14 protein-coding genes are annotated in these 16,955 nt (G+C 60.2%); 6 read left to right on the top strand and 8 right to left on the bottom strand.

Annotated features, from left to right (window positions below; genetic code table 11):
* Together J4D28_RS29585 and J4D28_RS29590 are read left to right on the top strand one after the other, a co-directional pair.
* Positions 1-318, top strand: a 318-nt coding sequence (locus J4D28_RS29585) for a hypothetical protein (protein ID WP_207246512.1), incomplete at its 5' end; no start/stop codon positions are given.
* Between the two features lie 162 nt (positions 319-480).
* Entirely contained in the window at positions 481-867 is a 387-nt protein-coding gene (locus J4D28_RS29590) for a hypothetical protein (RefSeq protein WP_103331913.1), read from the top strand.
* A 316-nt stretch (positions 868-1,183) separates the two neighbouring features.
* On the opposite strand, the gene J4D28_RS29595 is transcribed toward J4D28_RS29590, so the two are convergent.
* The 3 genes from J4D28_RS29595 to J4D28_RS29605 all read right to left on the bottom strand — a co-directional run bounded on the left by J4D28_RS29595 (position 1,184) and on the right by J4D28_RS29605 (position 4,847).
* Positions 1,184-1,756: a type 1 glutamine amidotransferase family protein gene (locus tag J4D28_RS29595; RefSeq protein WP_103331912.1), complete on the bottom strand. Its 573-nt coding sequence runs from the start codon at positions 1,754-1,756 to the stop codon at positions 1,184-1,186.
* Between the two features lie 763 nt (positions 1,757-2,519).
* On the bottom strand, positions 2,520-2,792 hold the full coding sequence (locus J4D28_RS29600; protein ID WP_103331911.1) for a hypothetical protein: 273 nt from the start codon (positions 2,790-2,792) through the stop codon (positions 2,520-2,522).
* A gap of 327 nt (positions 2,793-3,119) precedes the next feature.
* Positions 3,120-4,847, bottom strand: a complete 1,728-nt coding sequence (locus J4D28_RS29605) for a DUF6119 family protein (RefSeq protein WP_103331910.1) — start codon at positions 4,845-4,847, stop codon at positions 3,120-3,122.
* Between the two features lie 748 nt (positions 4,848-5,595).
* Between J4D28_RS29605 and J4D28_RS29610 the strand changes: the two genes are divergently transcribed.
* From J4D28_RS29610 to J4D28_RS29625, 4 genes are all read left to right on the top strand, one after another.
* Positions 5,596-5,985, top strand: a complete 390-nt coding sequence (locus tag J4D28_RS29610; RefSeq protein WP_103331909.1) for a RidA family protein — start codon at positions 5,596-5,598, stop codon at positions 5,983-5,985.
* 211 nt (positions 5,986-6,196) lie between these two features.
* A complete protein-coding gene (locus J4D28_RS29615; RefSeq protein ID WP_016703107.1) occupies positions 6,197-6,961 on the top strand; it encodes an IclR family transcriptional regulator in 765 nt (254 codons plus the stop codon).
* A 37-nt stretch (positions 6,962-6,998) separates the two neighbouring features.
* Positions 6,999-8,216 carry an amino acid deaminase gene (locus tag J4D28_RS29620; protein ID WP_103331908.1) on the top strand — a complete coding sequence of 406 codons (1,218 nt, stop codon included), beginning with the start codon at positions 6,999-7,001 and terminating at the stop codon, positions 8,214-8,216.
* Positions 8,217-8,344: 128 nt separating this feature from the next.
* Positions 8,345-9,253: a sugar kinase gene (locus tag J4D28_RS29625; protein WP_103331907.1), complete on the top strand. Its 909-nt coding sequence runs from the start codon at positions 8,345-8,347 to the stop codon at positions 9,251-9,253.
* Positions 9,254-9,442: 189 nt separating this feature from the next.
* Here the strand turns inward: J4D28_RS29625 and J4D28_RS29630 are convergent, their stop codons facing one another.
* The 5 genes from J4D28_RS29630 to J4D28_RS29650 all read right to left on the bottom strand — a co-directional run bounded on the left by J4D28_RS29630 (position 9,443) and on the right by J4D28_RS29650 (position 16,947).
* Positions 9,443-9,718: a peptidylprolyl isomerase gene (locus J4D28_RS29630; RefSeq protein ID WP_007932676.1), complete on the bottom strand. Its 276-nt coding sequence runs from the start codon at positions 9,716-9,718 to the stop codon at positions 9,443-9,445.
* Between the two features lie 52 nt (positions 9,719-9,770).
* Positions 9,771-12,308 carry a PAS domain-containing sensor histidine kinase gene (locus tag J4D28_RS29635; RefSeq protein WP_103331906.1) on the bottom strand — a complete coding sequence of 846 codons (2,538 nt, stop codon included), beginning with the start codon at positions 12,306-12,308 and terminating at the stop codon, positions 9,771-9,773.
* A 341-nt stretch (positions 12,309-12,649) separates the two neighbouring features.
* Complete coding sequence (locus tag J4D28_RS29640; protein ID WP_103331905.1) at positions 12,650-14,605, bottom strand: acetoacetate--CoA ligase; 1,956 nt, start codon at positions 14,603-14,605, stop codon at positions 12,650-12,652.
* Positions 14,606-14,762: 157 nt separating this feature from the next.
* A complete protein-coding gene (locus tag J4D28_RS29645) occupies positions 14,763-15,548 on the bottom strand; it encodes a 3-hydroxybutyrate dehydrogenase (RefSeq protein ID WP_038633440.1) in 786 nt (261 codons plus the stop codon).
* A gap of 7 nt (positions 15,549-15,555) precedes the next feature.
* Positions 15,556-16,947, bottom strand: coding sequence for a GntP family permease (locus J4D28_RS29650; protein WP_103331904.1), 1,392 nt, complete (start codon positions 16,945-16,947; stop codon positions 15,556-15,558).
* Positions 16,948-16,955: the final 8 nt, after the last annotated feature.

The following is a 16,955-nucleotide window of genomic DNA, read 5'->3' on the forward strand; positions in this document are numbered from 1 at the left end:
GGTGTATACATGTATTTTGGATATACCTGTATGGATAAAATTCTGGGGGCGGTTAAGAACTGCTCATTAATTAATAGATATCGGTTTTATCTGTTTATGGGGCCCTGGGGGAAAATGCTGATGGTAGGGGGAGTGGCAAGCTGCCTGTTATTTTCAAATTATCTTATCAAGCATGGAGAGTTGAGCAAGGATGATATCGATAATTTTCCAGAGCCTCTTAAGAGTAGGTTGCTAATGTCGCAATATGTCGGGTGGGTTTTAACGGCGAGCCTGGCAATAGAGGTTGTTGCAGTCAAAATACTCAGGTCTCAGTCGTGAAAAGCTCCTGGTTTGAAAGGGTCGTGTCTGAGTTCTCGATGGATTGATTATTATGTATCTACGCCTGAGATATTCAGCAGCTGGTGCGTCGAATCTTGACTGAAAAGCCATCGCAAAGCAGGACCCTAATCTGACTGGAAAGGTTGTTTGTGAGGTAGGAAAATGAGCAATGTGACTACTGCCGATCTGATACTTGTTTCTTGTGGTGGAGTCACTTTTCTTGGAGTAGTTATTCTGATGGGAGTTTATCTCTATTGGGGATATACCCGGATGGATAAGATCATGGATGAAGTTAAAGGTTGTAAGTTAATAAGTAGATATAAGTTCTATTTGAGAATGGGTGTTTGGGGGCGGGTCATGCTGGTGGCAGGCGTGGCAGGGTGCTTGGCATTTCCGGGGTATCTTATCAAGCACGGGCAATTGAGCTCGGAAGATATAGATCGTTTTTCAGAGCCGCTCAAAAGTAAATTGATCTTGTCGCACCATGTCGCATGGGGGCTGGCTGCGAGTCTGGTCATCGAGTGGGGGGTAATGGAGATCATTAGATAAGTTCAAAAGGTTTTTGGTGTTTATCGTCTTTGGAGGCTTCGTCGATTTTGATGTTTAAGGCATGAGGCGATGGATTTTGGGTTGGTTCACTCACATGGCTAACACGGACCCTGTAGCCGCTGCCGCAGGCTGCGATCGGGCGCTTGCGCCCGCCAAACCTGAGTCCGCGATTTGAGTGATGGAATAGGGTGGTGACCTCTATCTATGTTGCTTCGGTAGTCACGGTTTTCCGGGGCACCACCGGACCTGTAGGAGTGGCCGGTCAACGCTCGATTGCCCGCGATGACCGGTGACCGCCCCCTCGTTGCCCCCCTGTTCACACCGCCTTGCTGTGCTCGGCCGCATGCATCCCGATATAGGCGGTGAGGTTTTCATCACGGATGCCCAGGGTGCGCAGAATTTCCGCCATGAAGCTGACCGGTGCGCTGCCGGGGGCGGTGATCACCCGCTGGTCGGCCACGGCATAGGGCACATCCTGATAGTGAGCGGCGCCGTGGTAATTCACCGCCAGCAGGTTTTGCGCCGAGTTGGAGGTGTGCCGCACATGGTCCAGCACCCCGGCTTGGGCCAGCACCCGGGTGCCGTCGCAGATGCCGGCGAGGACGATGTGCCTTTCCCGGGCCGCTCGCAGCAGGTCGCTGATATCGGGCGCCTGGTCGCTCTGCCAGATTGTGCCGCCACAGACCATCAGCAGATCGACGTCATCGAGGTCGAGGTTTTCCAGGGCCAGGTCCGGGGTGACCCGCAGGCCGCCCATGGAGGTGACAGGGGCGCCTTGGGGGGCGGCGTAACGGCAATCGAAGCCGTAAAAACTGCGGCCGGTGGCGTTGATCAGGGCGGTTTCCCAGTCGGCGAAGTTTTCGCTGATGAGGGTGATGGCGCGGGTCATGGGGTGGTCCTTCCTTGGGTGAGCGCGTGTTCGGATCGTGCAGGGTAGTCCGGTTTTGGTTTTTCGGTGATCACTGCTTCTGTAGGAGCGGCCGGTCGACGCTCGATTGCCTGCGATGGCGTCCGCTCTGGCGCTGCATGTTTTGGACGGTGTACATATCCGTTTCTGCGGTAACGGCCGCTGGCGGTTTCGCCCTTACTGCGGGGGACACTGCTATCTGGTTTCTGGTGCAGTTCACCCACAGGGGTAACAGATTCGTTCAAGCACATAGGTAACACCGCGAACCCTGTAGCCGCTGCCGCAGGCTGCGATCGGGCGCTTGCGCCCGCCAAGCCTGAATCCGTGATCTGACGGTTGGAATAGGGTGACGACCGGTAGGAGCGAGGCTTGCCCGCGATGGCGGTGGTGGCTTCGCTGGTGATGTTGGACGGGGTACATATCCATTCCTGCGGTCACGGCCGCTGGCGGTTCCGCCCTTACGGCGGGTCACTTTTTTTCAAACGCCAAAAAAAGTAACCAAAAAACGCTTGCCCCTGCGTACGGCCCTCGCTGCGCTCGGGTTCCCTCGTTACGGTGTCCATCAGGGGGCATCGCCCTCCGGTTGGCTTCGCTTCAACCTCCATGCGACGTCCTCGACTGCGTCGAGGGGCGCTGCGCGCCATCCCCCTGATGAACACCTCCACTCGGCCTCCCGATGGGGCGGGTGGATCAAGATCAAAAACAAAGCCAAAGCCAAAGCGCAGCAAAGGCTAAGACGGTTCGGTTAAGGCTCTGGCAGCTCCATCGCCCGTTGTTCTGCCACGTGCAACACATCGCATCCGTCCTGCAACAGCAAGGTTGCCACGCTGGAGAAGCGCATCAGGTCGAGGTCGTCGGCGTTGCGGCTGGTCATGCCGGACACGCTGTCCAGCATGTCCCGGGCAGCGCGGATGCGCAGACCGGCGTAGGTCAGCAGGTCAAGCAAGGGGGCTTGAGGGTTGATAAAGGCGACGGGGTGGTCGGTGGTGTTGGAGGAGCTAAATGCTTGGTAGTCCATTGGGTAACACTCCATAACTTCGGGAGTTACCACCGTTCGCGGCCAAGCGAGGGAGGGTGGCAACTGTACGCGGGTTGGCCGACCGGGCCCGAAGCATCCCGGCACACCCGAAGGTGTCCCACGCACAGTCGCCATAACACGAACGTGCAGGCGCAAAAAAAGCGCTTGCCTTTCGGATGGTGAGCGCCTGTGCGCTACGGGGATGCTGACGGCCAAGTCAGGTCGCTGAATTTGCAGCGACGGGGGGAACTATAAGGAGATAGGCAGAGTGAGGCAAGGTGCAATTCAATTCAAATTAAAAAGACAGGTAGAAAACAAGTCTAATTTTTAATGGGAGACTGTTTTTATATAGTTTTTTTTGATTACCGGGATAAAGCGCAATACAACATCGTTAAATTTGCATGTGTTTCGCAGGTGCTCGTGCATTAGCTTTAATTCATACTGGGCCATCAAAGGTATCTCGGTTCTAACTGGGCTCGCTGTGCGTTGGTCGTATAGCAGCCACAAACAAACAGCATAGTCTTTGCCATGTATATCCGCGATATTGGTTTTTATGTAACTTAAGTATTCAGGTTTTTTGGTGCTTGTTGAAAGTTCTATATGATTTCTAATTTCGCCAAGAAAGGTCTGGTCGTTGATGAAAGCATGGCAGTAGAATTGGGCTTGTGAGAACAAGTAATTCGTTGATGAAGAGTTTTTGTATGGTTTGCAATGTATTATTCTGACTGTATTCTTGTCGGTGAGATCTAAGATGTCACAAAACTCTTTGTCTTTGCGGCCTGAGCCGATTTGAAGCTTTGCCTGATCAAATAGAACGCATGATGGTCTAAGTTCGCAGATTTTTTTATTAAAAATACTCTCTCTATTTTGCATTTTTTCATCATCACTTATATCTATTCCTTTGTAACACCCCTCGCAAGGCTCTTCGTGAAGCATGTCTTTAGTGAAGTTGGTTATTTCTTTATAGAAATCGCCGTCCACTTCAAGCCATCTTCCATCACTCAATACAAAGTACTTGTCGCCGAGACTTTGCTCGAAAGAAAGGCAGTTGTATAGAGGCCATTTTTTATAGCCAAGCACTTGGTCTTCTTCATATGAGTACGCAAAGATGTGTTTGGATTTCAGCTTTGCGGTAGTTATTTTTTCAGCGGATATGTGGTTGTATATTTGGGAGATATCTAGATATGCATAGGTGTCATCGGCTTTTTTATTGTTTGAATAAGTAAAGCCATAATCTGAGTCGGTTAGTACTTCTGGCACTCCGAGATAAATGTTGTCCATGTTTTTTGTGCGTAATTTATTCACTAGCTGTTCATCTAAGGCATTGCTGTCTGACTCCGTTGCCTCATCAAAGTGTTTGTAGTTTGGGAATAGTTTTGTGTACTCTTTGCTTGCATATGCTAATAAAAAACTTTCACAATGGTCGATCAGGGTTTGCCAGTTGAGTTTTTCTTTTCCAATAATTTTTATAGTTAGATTGTTACGGCCTTGTAGGGTTGTATTCTTATGGTTTTTCATGTGGGCTGAAATGTATCGTAAATCCTCCGCTTCGCTGAGTCCGAAAGCGAAAGAGTCAATTGGCTTATTAACCTGTCTATCAATATGTGTTGGTGTTATTGCGTGGCTCTCGCTTTTTGTTTGGCGTATTTCTTCATTTCCACACATGTTCATTGCTGTTTTTATTCCAAAATCTGGCTCAAAAGCATCGCGATCAAGATAACTTATGGCGCTCCTTCCAAAGGTTGCAGCAAATATTCTGTTTTTGATGTTTAGAAATAAAATTCCATTCGGGTTTTTGCTATTTGAACAGAATGTCGGCGCTTCGCTTGAAGGGATTTTTTCATTGATAAAATTAAGCCATGGCGGGTTTGTTTTGGCGGTGGTGGTTTCGAAGTATATAAAATCACAATTTGTATCGTTGACTGAAAAATTAAATTTCTTTGCGGATGACTTTTTGTGAATGTCTTTTTTTTGATTAATTATATCTTCGACTGTTTTGTTTTCTCGTGCGAGAAAAAATGAGATTTGTGCGATCTCAACTCCTAACTCTGTCATGGCTTTCCCTCGCGCTCGGCACGTATAACTCAATAGCTAAGCAGCAATAGTGATTATGTCAATGAGCCGTCCTTGGCTTTATGGTAAGTTGGAAATTTGCTCTGGGTCGGAAGTGATCTCCTTATGAATGTCTGCTCTTAGCCTAGGCTGTGTGAAAATTTTTAGAGCTGGTTTGACAGTAAAAATCAGAACGAGAATCACTTCCTGTCAAGATTTCAGGACCACTGATAACCAGCCACTAGAAGATTTTACGTAGGGACGCATGCATCAAAACAGTGGATGCGTTTTACATGTCTTGGGCCGTTACAGCGCGACATGCTCAATATCAAAACGTTGTATGAATAGGCCGTTGCGAATCAGTTTTTGATCTCACGACTACCTCAGTAGCCTTTATATGGCTCCAGCCTCATCCCATGCCGTAACTCAATCCTGACCAAGCCCCATTACCCGATTTTCAATAATTCCCTCTTCCCTTTGTCATCCCCTCATTGCCCATGGCACACTTCCCGGGAATATTCCGTTATTACAATTTTTATTCCGTTGTAGTGGAATTTTCACCCTCGAATGGCTTGCCATGGATGTTCTCGCCGCACTGTCGGTTTCTGCCGTTGGGGGGCTCAGATGGCGGACAGCATGCTAAAACGCGGACTTTGATTCTGGGCGTCGGCGGGATTTATGTGCCTTGGCACTCCCAAGAACAGCATTTTTTGACGATCAACCTTCACCCTTTCACCCAGGAGAACTTCTTATGAACATCACTCGCTACGGCACCGGCAGCACCGCAGGCGGTGGCCAGCCTCGTCCTTTCGCTCGTGCCGTTGAGGCCGATGGCTGGTTGTATGTGTCCGGCCAGGTGCCGGCACTGGATGGCGAAATTATTCATGGCGGCATCGTTGAGCAGACGCATCAGACGATGCGCAATGTGGTGGCGATTCTGGAGGAGGCGGGGTACGGCCTGGAGGATGTGGTGCGGGTCGGGGTGTGGCTGGAGGATCCGCGGGATTTCTGGAGTTTCAACAAGGTGTTCGGGGAGTATTTCAAGCCGGAGCATGCGCCGGCGCGGGCCTGTGTGCAGGCCAGCATGATGGTGGATTGCAAGGTTGAGATTGATTGTGTGGCGTACAGGAAGAAGGGCTGATTTGCGGTGTTTTTGTAGACGCCTGTAGCCGCTGCCGAGCCATGGCGAGGCTGCGATCGACCGCGAAGCGGGCGCGCGGTCTTGAGATCGTTGAAGGTCCTGCGGACCTTATCGCAGCCTCGCCATGGCTCGGCAGCGGCTACAGGGGTAGGGGCAATGCCGGGTTTTGGGCGCGCCGGGAATTTTGTGATTTGTAGGAAATGGCACTGATATGACCGAAGACACCATCAAGCGCCGGGCCAAGGGGTTGGACCGGGCGTTCGATATTCTCGATTTCCTCAAGGAGATCGGCCAGCCGTTGCGGCCCCACGATATCGCCAAGGGCATCGGCAGCCCCAAGTCCACGGTGTACGAGCTGGTGGCGTCCTTGCTGGAGCGGCGGATTCTGGAGCCGGTGGGCCAGGATGGGCATGTGTACCTGGGCCGTCAGCTGTACTTCCTGGGGCAGGCCCATCTGCGCCATTTCGACCTGACCCGCGAGGCCGACTCGGCCTTGCAGGAGATTGTCAGCCAGACCCGCGAGACCGCGCAGATGTGCCTGCTCAACGGGCGCAAGTACACGGTGGCGCTGATGAAGGAGGGCGAGCGGCATTTTCGCATTTCCTCGAATATCGGCGAGAACGCGCCGATTCCCTGGACCGCTTCCGGGCGGCTGTTGCTGGGGCATTTGAGCGATGAGCAGATCGTCGAGTTGATCGACGAGCGCGACTTCATTCTCCCCGACGGTGAGCGCCTGCCTGTGGCGACTTTCTTGAAGGAAATCCGTCAGGCCACGGAGGACGGTTTTTTCTCCTTCGACAGCGTGGCCGACACCTTTACCCATTGCTTCGCCGCCCCGGTGCGGGACGAGCGCGGGGTGTGCATCTGCACCCTGTGCATCGTCGCGCCACGGGCCGATGCCCAGAACAATTACGCCGACTACCGCCGGGTGCTGATCGACAGCGCGAATCGCCTGGCCCGTCGCATCAACGACTAGTGCTGGCCCCTGTGGCGGCGCTGTAAGGAGTTCGAATATGTCTTCTGTATTGACCAACGCAGCAGTGGAAAAGGGCGCCGCCCAACCCGGCGTCAGCCTGGTGCGCGACGTCAGCCTGCCGGCCCTGGTGCTGCACCGCGCGGCGCTGGAACACAACATCCGCTGGATGCAGAAGTTCGTCAGCGACAGCGGCGCCGAACTGGCGCCCCACGGCAAGACCAGCATGACCCCGGCACTGTTCCGCCGGCAGTTGGAGGCGGGCGCCTGGGGCATCACCCTGGCCACCGCGGTGCAGACTCGTGCGGCCTACGCCCACGGCGTGCGTCGGGTGCTGATGGCCAACCAGCTGGTGGGCACGCCGAACATGGGGCTGATCGCCGAGCTGCTGGCCGACCCGACGTTCGACTTCTATTGCATGGTCGATCACCCGGACAACGTCGCCGACCTCGGGCAGTTCTTCGCCGCGCGCGGGGTGCGCCTGAACGTGATGATCGAATACGGCGTGGTCGGCGGCCGTTGTGGCTGTCGCAGCGAGCAGGAAGTGCTGGAGCTGGCGCGCGCAATCAAGGCGCAACCGGCCTTGGCCTTGTGCGGCATCGAGGGCTACGAAGGGGTGATCCATGGCGATCACGCGGTGAGTGGCATCCGTGAGTTTGCCGCGTCCCTGGTGCGCCTGGCGGTGCAGTTGCAGGACGACGGGCTGTTCGCTATCAACCAGCCGATCATCACCGCCTCGGGGTCGGCCTGGTATGACCTGATCGCCGAGTCCTTCGAGGCGCAGAACGCCCAGGGGCGTTTCCTCAGTGTGCTGCGGCCCGGCAGTTATGTGGCTCACGACCACGGCATCTATAAAGAGGCGCAGTGCTGCGTGCTCGACCGTCGCAGTGACCTGCACGAAGGCCTGCGCCCGGCGCTGGAGGTCTGGGCCCATGTGCAGTCCTTGCCGGAGCCGGGGTTCGCGGTGATCGCCCTGGGCAAGCGCGACGTGGCTTATGACGCCGGCTTGCCGGTGCCGTTGCTGCGTTACAAACCGGGCGTGCTGCCGGCCAAGGGCGATGATGTCAGCGCCTGCAAGGTCACGGCGGTGATGGACCAGCATGCGTTCATGACCGTTGCGCCAGGGGTTGAACTGCGGGTGGGGGACATTATTGCTTTTGGTACTTCGCACCCGTGCCTGACCTTTGATAAGTGGCGCACCGGGTTGCTGGTGGATGAGCGGCTGGATGTGCTGGAGAGCATGGAGACCTGTTTCTAGGTCGAGCAGCGCCGCGTTGCGGCTGATCGCGAGCAAGCTCGCTCCTACAAGGGCAACGCTGTCCCTGTAGGAGCGAGCTTGTTCGCGATAGGGCCCGCCCAGACAACACTTCCCGCAGAGACCTACCTATGAGCATTGCCAAACGCATCGCCCTGATCGGCGAATGCATGATCGAACTGCAACACCGCGCCGACGGCAGCCTGCAACAGAGCTTCGGCGGCGACACCCTGAACACTGCCGTGTACCTGGCCCGCGAACTGGGCGAGGGCACTTGCGTCGACTATGTCACCGCCCTGGGTGACGACAGTTTCAGCGATGCGATGTGCCAGGGCTGGGCCGAGGAAGGCATCGGCCTGGGTTTGGTCCAGCGCCTGCCGGGGCGTTTGCCCGGGTTGTATTGCATCCAGACCGACGCCAAGGGCGAGCGGCGCTTTCTTTACTGGCGCAACGAAGCGGCGGTGCGTGACTGTTTCACCACCCCCGCGGCCGAGCCGATTTTGGCGGCGCTGCCGGCCTACGATGTGCTGTATTTCAGCGGCATCACCCTGGCGGTGCTGGGCGAGCAGGGGCGCAAGAAGCTGATCGAGACCTTGATCGAGGCGCGCCAGCGTGGGGCGTGGATAGTCTTCGACAATAACTATCGGCCACGGCTCTGGGCTTCGGTGGAACAGGCGCAGGCGGCTTATCGCCAGGTGCTGGCCTATGTCGATCTGGCGCTGCTGACCGTGGATGACGAGCAGGCGTTGTTCGGGTATGGCGACAGTGCGGCGGTGTTTGCCGCTTACCCGGATACCCCGGAAGTGGTGCTCAAGCGGGGCGCCGAAGCGTGCCTGATCCGCTGTGGCGGCGAGTCGTTCGAGGTGCCGGCGCAGCGGGTGGAGCAGGTGGTGGACACCACGGCGGCGGGGGATTCGTTCAGCGCGGCGTATCTGGCGTGTCGCTTGCGCGGCGGTAGCCCGCAGCAGGCGGCAGAGGCGGGGCATCGCTTGGCGAGCCGGGTGATTCAGGTGCCGGGGGCGTTGATTCCAAGAACCTGAGGCAACCTGTAGCCGCTGCCAAGCCTTGGCGAGGCTGCGATCGACGGCGCAGCCGGCGCAAGGGCAGCATCTGCGATCAGTCAGATAGGTCGCGTCGCCAGGTTTTGCGGCCCCTGCGGTGCCGATCGCAGCCTGCGGCAGCGGCTACAGTGTTGCAGCCGCGACGACGTAGCGGTCACGGGTGTTGCTTCAATCGCGGTAGAACACCTGCACCAGGTGATAACCGAACTTGCTTTTGATCGGCCCGTGCACGGTGCGCAGGGGCTTTTTGAAGATCACCTGGTCGATGGCCCCGACCATCTGCCCCGGCCGTACTTCACCCAGGTCGCCGCCGCGTTTGCCGGAGGGGCAGGTGGAGTACTTCTTCGCCAGCACGTCGAAGGCTTCGCCCTTGGCGATGCGCTGCTTGAGCTGTTCGGCCTCTTCGGCGGTTTTCACCAGGATGTGGCGGGCTTGGGCTTTCATGGGGCAGTTACCTTGGAACGGTGCGGACGGCGGCCGCGGATTATGCCTGAAATCAGCCCTGCTGGCCGATCATCTGACGAATCTTCTGGGCCAGCGCCTCGATGGAAAACGGCTTGGCGATCAGGTCCATGCCGGCGTCGAGAAAGCCCTGGCGCTCGGCGGCCTTTTCCGCATAACCGGTCATGAACAGGACCTTGAGCTGCGGCCGCTGCTGGCGGGCGATTTCCGCCAGTTGCCGGCCGTTCATGCCCGGCAGGCCGACGTCGGTCACCAGCAGGTCGATGCGCCGCTCGGACTCCAGCAACGGCAGCGCGCTCTTGGCGTCCTCGGCCTCGAAGGCGGTGTAGCCCAGTTCGCCCAGCACGTTGAGCACCAGCATGCGCACCGCCGGGTCGTCTTCCACCAGCATCACCGATTCGCCGGCCACCGCGTAGGGCGCTTCGACGCTGGCCGGTGCCGGGCTGTCGGCCTGGGCTCCGCTGTGCAGGCGCGGCAGGTACAGGCGCACGCAGGTGCCCTGGCCCGGTTCGCTGCTGATGGTCAGGTGGCCGCCGGATTGCTGGGCGAAGCCGTAGATCATCGACAGCCCCAGGCCCGTGCCCTGGCCGATGGGCTTGGTGGTGAAGAACGGGTCGAAGGCCTTGGCCAGCACCCGCGGGGTCATGCCGGCGCCGTTGTCGCTGACGCCGAGCATCACGTAGTCGCCGGCCTTGACCGGTTCCAGGGTGCCCAGGTCGCTGCCGTTGAGGTAGCTGTTGGCGGTCTCGATGGTCAGGATGCCGCCGTCGGGCATGGCGTCGCGGGCGTTGATCACCAGGTTGAGCAGGGCGTTTTCCAGCTGGCTGGCGTCGCTGTTGATCGACCAGACGTTGTCGCCCAGGTTCATCTTCAGCTCGATGTGCTCGCCCTTGGTGTGGTTGAACAGGTCGTGCAGCGAGCGCACCAGCTGGTTCGGTTCCAGCGGCCGGCGGTCCAGCGACTGGCGCCGGGAAAACGCCAGCAGGCGATGGGTGAGGGCGGCCGCGCGCTTGGCCGAGGACATCGCGGCCTCGGTGAAACGGCCGATCTCGGCGCTGCGATTGTCATCGATGTAGCGCTGCATCAGTTCCAGGCTGCCGATGATGCCGGTGAGCATGTTGTTGAAGTCGTGAGCGATGCCGCCGGTGAGCTGGCCCACGGCCTCCATCTTCTGCGCATGGCGCAGGGCGTTTTCGGCGCGCTCGCGCTCGAACATCTCGCTCTGCAGGCGCTGGTTGGCGGCGGCCAGCGCCTGGGTGCGCTCGGCCACCCGTTCTTCCAGGGTTTCGTTGAGGTGGCGCAGGGCTTCCTCGGTCTGTTTGCGCTCGGTCTCGTCGATCACGAAGATGTAGAAACCATTGATCGCGCCGTCGGCGCCGTAGCGCGGCAGGTACTTCATCAGCGCATGCCGCGCGCGCCCGTCGCGATGTGGCGAGTTGGCTTCGAAGCTGCAGGGTTTGCCGGCCAGGGCGGCGGCGATCTTGTCGGCGCGGGTGGCGTAGATATCGTCCCCCACCACTTCGCGGATGGTCCGGCCGTACAGTTCCTGCGGGGTCAGGCCGTACCAGTCGAGGTAGGCGCTGTTGTTCAGGCGAAAACGCTCTTCGTGGTCGACGTAGCCGATCAGCACCGGCATGGCGTTGATGATCAGTTGCAACTCGGTCTGGCTCTGGCGCAGCGCCTGTTCCATCTGCTTGCGGTCGGTCAGGTCCAGGGCGGCGCCGAGGAAACGCACCGGCCGGCCGTGGTGATCCTTGTAGCAGCGCCCGCGGGCGAAGACCCAGCGGACCTGGCCGTCGGGCTGTTGCAGGCGGTATTCCTCGGCGTACTCGGTGCCGTGGGTGATGCAGTGCTTGATGCTGCGCGCCACCATGCCCCGGTCTTCCGGGTGCACGCCCTTGAGGTATTCGCTGATGGGCAGTTGCCCGGCCAGGGTCGGGTCGATGCTGTGCAGTTGGGCGAAGTGGGCGTCGGCGATAAAGCGGTCGTCGCCGATGTCCCAGTCCCAGGTGCCGACCGCGTCGGTCGCCGCCAGCGCCAGTTGCAGGCGTTCTTCGGTTTCGTGCTGGGCCTTGAGGCTGGCCGCCGAGCGCTGCTCCAGTTCCAGGGCGATGCGCCGCCGCTCGTTGGTTTCGATGCTGGTCACCAGGATCCCGGCGACTTCGCCGCTTTCGTCGCGGATCGGGCTGTAGGTCAGGTCCAGCCAGACATCCGACTCGCGGCCGTGGCGCTGCAGGGTGAAGGGTTTTTCGCTGAAGGTGCGTACCTGGCCTTGCAGCACGGCGCTATAGATCGGCGCGGTGAAGTCCTGGAGTTCCGGCCAGGTCAGGTGGGTCGGCTGGCCGAAGGCGCCAGGGTGCTTGTTGCCGGCCAGCAGGGCGAAACCGTCGTTGTAGATCTGCGTCAGCTGCGTGCCCCACAACAGCAGCATCGGCATCGGCGAATGAATCACGATGTCCACCGCGGTGCGCAGGCTCTGCGGCCAGTGGTCGACCGCGCCCAGCGGCGTGGCGGCCCAGTCCAGCCGGGCAATCAGGGTTTCGGCTTCGCTGCCGGAGGTGGGGGCGTTCATGTCGGGGCTGTCCTGAGCGTGCATCACGCCGGCATTGTAACCGCTGCCGCAGGCTGCGATCGATGGCGTAGCCGGCGCAAGGGCGGTTTCCGCGATCCGGCAGGTGGATCGGGTTGCCCGGTTTGCGGCCCTTGCGGTGCCGGGCGCAGCCTGCCGCAGCGGCTACAGGGACAACGATTTTCGCGGATGGCCCGTTTTGCGGGGGAGGTGGAGTTTGTGGCGGGCAGGTCCGGCCTCTTCGCGGGCAAGCCTCGCTCCTACAGAAGCGCGTGTTGATCGCCATGGCGAAAACGACACGACTCTGTAGGAGCGAGGCTTGCCCGCGATGAGGCCCCCAAGGCCTAGCTGCGCAATTCCACCCGATCGCGAAACTGCTCCAGCGCCTCGGGGTTGGCCAGGGCGTCGGTGTTTTTTACCGGCAGGCCGTGCACCACGTTGCGCACCGCCAGTTCGACGATCTTGCCGCTGATGGTCCGGGGAATGTCGCTGACCGCGAGGATCTTCGCCGGCACATGGCGGGGCGTGGTGTTGGCGCGGATCACCTGGCGGATCTGCTCCTGCAGGGCGTCGTCCAGTTGCACGCCGTCCTGCAGGCGCACGAACAGCACCACCCGCACGTCGTTGTCCCATTGCTGACCGATGGCCAGGCTTTCCAGGACCTGTTCGAGTTTCTCCACCTGGCGGTAGATCTCCGCGGTGCCGATGCGCACGCCGCCGGGGTTGAGCACGGCATCGGAGCGGCCGTGAATCAGCCAGCTGCCATGGGCCAGTTGCTCGGCGTAGTCGCCCTGGGCCCAGACCCCGGGGAACTGGCTGAAGTAGGAGGCACGCAGTTTCTCGTGCCGTGGGTCGTGCCACAGGCCGATGGGCATGGCCGGGAAATGCCGGGTGCAGACCAGTTCGCCCTTTTCACCGATCACCGCCTGGCCCTGGTCGTTCCACACCTCCACGGCCATGCCCAGGCCCTTGCCCTGCATTTCGCCACGGTGCACCGGCAACAGCGGGTTGCCGATGATGAAGCAGGAAATGATATCGGTGCCGCCGGACATCGAGGCCAGGCACAGGTCCTGTTTGAACGCCCGGTACACGTAGTCGAAGCTCTGCGGCGACAGTGGCGAGCCGGTGCTGAGCAGGGTCTTGAGACTGGCCAGGGAGTGGCTGCTGCGTGGCTCGATGCCGGCCTTTTCCAGGGCCACCAGGTACTTGGGGCTGGTGCCGAAAACACTGATGCCTTCCTGGTCGATCAGGTCGATCAAGTGTTCGGGCGCCGGGTGGAACGGCGAGCCGTCGTACAGCAGCACCGTGGCGCCCACCGCCAGGGCGGAGACCAGCCAGTTCCACATCATCCAGCCGCAGGTGGTGTAGTAGAACAGCACTTCACCGGCGTGCAGGTCGGTGTGCAGGCCGTGCTCCTTGAGGTGCTGCAACAGCACGCCGCCGGTACTGTGGATGATGCACTTGGGCACGCCGGTGGTGCCGCTGGAATAGAGGATGTACAGCGGGTGGGCGAAGGGCACGGCGACGAACTGCGGCTCGCCGCCGGGGCGGTAGAAGTCGTCCCACAGCGCGACCCTGGCCGAGGTACGGAAGTCTTCGGCGCGGGCTTCGGGCCGCGCGTACGGCACGATGATCAGCTGTTGCAGGGACGGCAGTCGTTCGAGGATTTCGTTGACCTTGGCCGTCTGGTCGATCTGTTTGCCGGCGTAGCGGTAGCCGGCGCAGGTGATCAGTACCTTGGGTTCGATCTGGCCGAAACGGTCGATCACCCCCTGGGTGCCGAAGTCCGGCGAGGAGCTGGACCAGACGGCCCCGAGGCTGGTGGTGGCGAGCATGCCCACCAGGGTCTGCCAGGTATTGGGCATGCAGGCGGCGACCCGGTCGCCGAGGCCGACGCCGGCGGCCCGCAGGCTGTGTTGCAGGCCGGCGACATGGGCCGCCAGCTGGTTGTAGGTCAACTGTTCGCGCTGGCCGTTCTCGTTGATCGCCACCACCGCGACGCCGTCGTCACGGCGCTTGAGCAGGTGTTCGGCGAAGTTCAGGGTGGCGTCGGGGAACCACTGGGCGGCGGGCATGCTGCTGCCTTCGATCAGCACCGTGCTGGGGGGCGCATGGAACTCGACATCGAAGAAATCGACTATGGCCTGCCAGAAGGCTTCGCGCTGCTCGATGCTCCATTGGTGCAGGGCGGGGTAGTCATCGATGTCCAGGTCGTAACGGTGATTGATCAAGCGCCGGAAGGCTTCCATGCGGGTCTTGCTGATGCGCTCGGCACTGGGTTGCCAGAGTAATTCGGACATGGGTGGCCTCTTGTTTTTCTGCTGCACACACAAAGCTGTTCCAACTCTGTAGCCGCTGCCGCAGGCTGCGATCGACCGGAACGGTCGTGGCGGTCTCAAGGTCGCGGAGGTCCTTCGGACCTATCGCAGCCTTCGGCAGCGGCTACAGGGGTCGCGTTTATTGCGCCAGCCAGCCGCCATCGATATTCCACGCCGCGCCACGCACCTGGCTGCCGGCCTCACTGCACAAGAATAGGACCAACTCGCCCAACTGCGAAGGCGTGACGAACTCCAGGGACGGCTGTTTTTCCGCCAGCAGGTCGTGCTGCGCCTGTTGCGGGTCGACACCGGCCGCGGCGCGGTCGTCGATCTGTTTCTGCACCAGCGGGGTCAGGACCCAGCCCGGGCAGATGGCGTTGCAGGTGACGTTGCTGGTGGCGGTCTCCAGGCCGACCACCTTGGTCAGGCCGATCACCCCGTGCTTGGCCGCCACATAGGCGGCCTTGCCCACCGAGCCGACCTGGCCATGCACCGAGGCGATGTTGACGATCCGTCCCCAGCCCTTGGCGCGCATGCCCGGCAGGCTCAGGCGAGTGCTGTGGAACACCGACGACAGGTTGATGGCGATGATCGAGTCCCAGCGCTCCACCGGGAATTCCTCTACCGCTGCCACATGCTGGATGCCGGCGTTGTTGACCAGGATGTCGACGCCGCCGAACTCGCGCTCGGCGTAGGCGAGCATGTCGGCGATCTGCGCCGGGTCGCTGACGTCGGCCGGGTGATGGCCGACCTTGCCGCCGCTGTCCTTATTGAGGCGCGCGACCTCGGCGATCACCGTCGAGGCATCGCCGAAGCCGTTGAGGATCAGGTGGGCCCCGGCCTTGGCCAGGCTCAGGGCGATGCCCAGACCGATGCCGCTGGTGGAGCCGGTGACGAGGGCGGTCTTGCCCGCAAGATTACTCATGAATACCTCACACAATGCCGGTGGCGTAGAAAGTGGCGATCACGACGAAGACGGCCAGGGTCTTGATCAGCGTAATGCAGAAAATGTCCTTGTAGGCTTGGCGGTGGGTCAGGCCGGTGACCGCCAGCAGGGTAATCACCGCGCCGTTGTGCGGCAGGGTGTCCATGCCGCCGCTGGCCATGGCGGCCACGCGGTGCAGCACTTCCAGGGGGATGTTGGCGGCGTGGGCGGCGCTGATGAAGGTCTCCGACATGGCCGCCAGGGCGATGCTCATGCCGCCTGAGGCGGAGCCGGTGATGCCGGCCAGCAGGGTCACGGTGATGGCTTCGTTGACCAGCGGGTTGGGGATGCTTTTCAGCCAGTCCGACAGCACCAGGAAGCCCGGCAGGGAGGCGATTACCGCGCCGAAGCCGTATTCCGAAGCGGTGTTCATCGCCGCCAGCAGGGCACCGCTGACCGCGCTCTTGCTGCCTTCGGCCAGCTTGCCGCGAATCGCCGAGAAGCCGAACACCAGGACCACGATGATGCCCACCAGCAAGGCGGCCTGGACCGCCCAGATGGCGGTGAGCTTGGCGACGTCGGTCTGCACCGGGGTGGCCATGCCGGCCAGGGCCAGGCTGTGGGTCTTGCCGTACCACAGGGGAATCCAGTGGGTGAATAGCAGGTTCATCAGGCCCACCAGCAACAGCGGCGACAGGGCGATCCAGGGGTTGGGCAGCTGGATGTCGGCGGCGGTTTCCGGCTCGTTGCGCAGGTCGCTGCCATAGCCTTCACCGGCGTTGTGCGCCTTGTTGCGCTGGCGCTGCAGGAACAGCATGCCGGCACAGAACACGAAAATGGTGCCGATCACCCCCAGCCAGGGCGCGGCCCAGGCGGTGGTATTGAAGAAAGTGCTGGGGATGATGTTCTGGATCTGCGGGGTGCCGGGCAGGGCATCCATGGTGAAGGAGAACGCGCCGAGGGCGATGGTCGCCGGGATCAGGCGCTTGGGGATATTGCTCTGGCGGAACATCTCCGCGGCGAACGGATAGACCGCGAACACCACCACGAACAGCGAGACGCCGCCGTAGGTCAGCAGGGCGCAGACCAGCACGATCACCAGCATCGCCTGGCGGGTGCCGAGCAGGCGGATGGCCGCCGCGACGATGGAACGGGAGAAGCCCGACAGCTCGATCAGCTTGCCGAACACCGCGCCGAGCAGGAACACCGGGAAGTAGAGCTTGATGAAGCCGACCATCTTTTCCATGAACACGCCGGTGAAGGCGGGCGCCACGGCGGACGGGTCGGTGAGCAGGACGGCGCCGAGGGCGGCGATGGGGGCAAAGAGGATGACGCTGTAGCCACGGTAAGCAGCCAACATCAGCAGCGCGAGGGCTGCTAGGGCAATGATCACACTCATGGTGTGTC

This window comes from Pseudomonas sp. GW531-T4, assembly GCF_017349615.1.
Classification (GTDB): domain Bacteria; phylum Pseudomonadota; class Gammaproteobacteria; order Pseudomonadales; family Pseudomonadaceae; genus Aquipseudomonas; species Aquipseudomonas chlororaphis_I.

Excerpts from the sequence above, each read along its gene's own strand:
- J4D28_RS29610 (WP_103331909.1), top strand. The coding sequence starts at position 5,596 with ATGAACATCACTCGCTACGGCACCGGCAGCACCGCAGGCGGTGGCCAG.
- J4D28_RS29625 (WP_103331907.1), top strand. The coding sequence starts at position 8,345 with ATGAGCATTGCCAAACGCATCGCCCTGATCGGCGAATGCATGATCGAA.
- J4D28_RS29640 (WP_103331905.1), bottom strand. The coding sequence starts at position 14,605 with ATGTCCGAATTACTCTGGCAACCCAGTGCCGAGCGCATCAGCAAGACC.
- J4D28_RS29590 (WP_103331913.1), top strand. The coding sequence starts at position 481 with ATGAGCAATGTGACTACTGCCGATCTGATACTTGTTTCTTGTGGTGGA.
- J4D28_RS29600 (WP_103331911.1), bottom strand. The coding sequence starts at position 2,792 with ATGGACTACCAAGCATTTAGCTCCTCCAACACCACCGACCACCCCGTC.
- J4D28_RS29605 (WP_103331910.1), bottom strand. The coding sequence starts at position 4,847 with ATGACAGAGTTAGGAGTTGAGATCGCACAAATCTCATTTTTTCTCGCA.
- J4D28_RS29620 (WP_103331908.1), top strand. The coding sequence starts at position 6,999 with ATGTCTTCTGTATTGACCAACGCAGCAGTGGAAAAGGGCGCCGCCCAA.
- J4D28_RS29615 (WP_016703107.1), top strand. The coding sequence starts at position 6,197 with ATGACCGAAGACACCATCAAGCGCCGGGCCAAGGGGTTGGACCGGGCG.
- J4D28_RS29635 (WP_103331906.1), bottom strand. The coding sequence starts at position 12,308 with ATGAACGCCCCCACCTCCGGCAGCGAAGCCGAAACCCTGATTGCCCGG.
- J4D28_RS29650 (WP_103331904.1), bottom strand. The coding sequence starts at position 16,947 with ATGAGTGTGATCATTGCCCTAGCAGCCCTCGCGCTGCTGATGTTGGCT.
- J4D28_RS29645 (WP_038633440.1), bottom strand. The coding sequence starts at position 15,548 with ATGAGTAATCTTGCGGGCAAGACCGCCCTCGTCACCGGCTCCACCAGC.
- J4D28_RS29595 (WP_103331912.1), bottom strand. The coding sequence starts at position 1,756 with ATGACCCGCGCCATCACCCTCATCAGCGAAAACTTCGCCGACTGGGAA.
- J4D28_RS29630 (WP_007932676.1), bottom strand. The coding sequence starts at position 9,718 with ATGAAAGCCCAAGCCCGCCACATCCTGGTGAAAACCGCCGAAGAGGCC.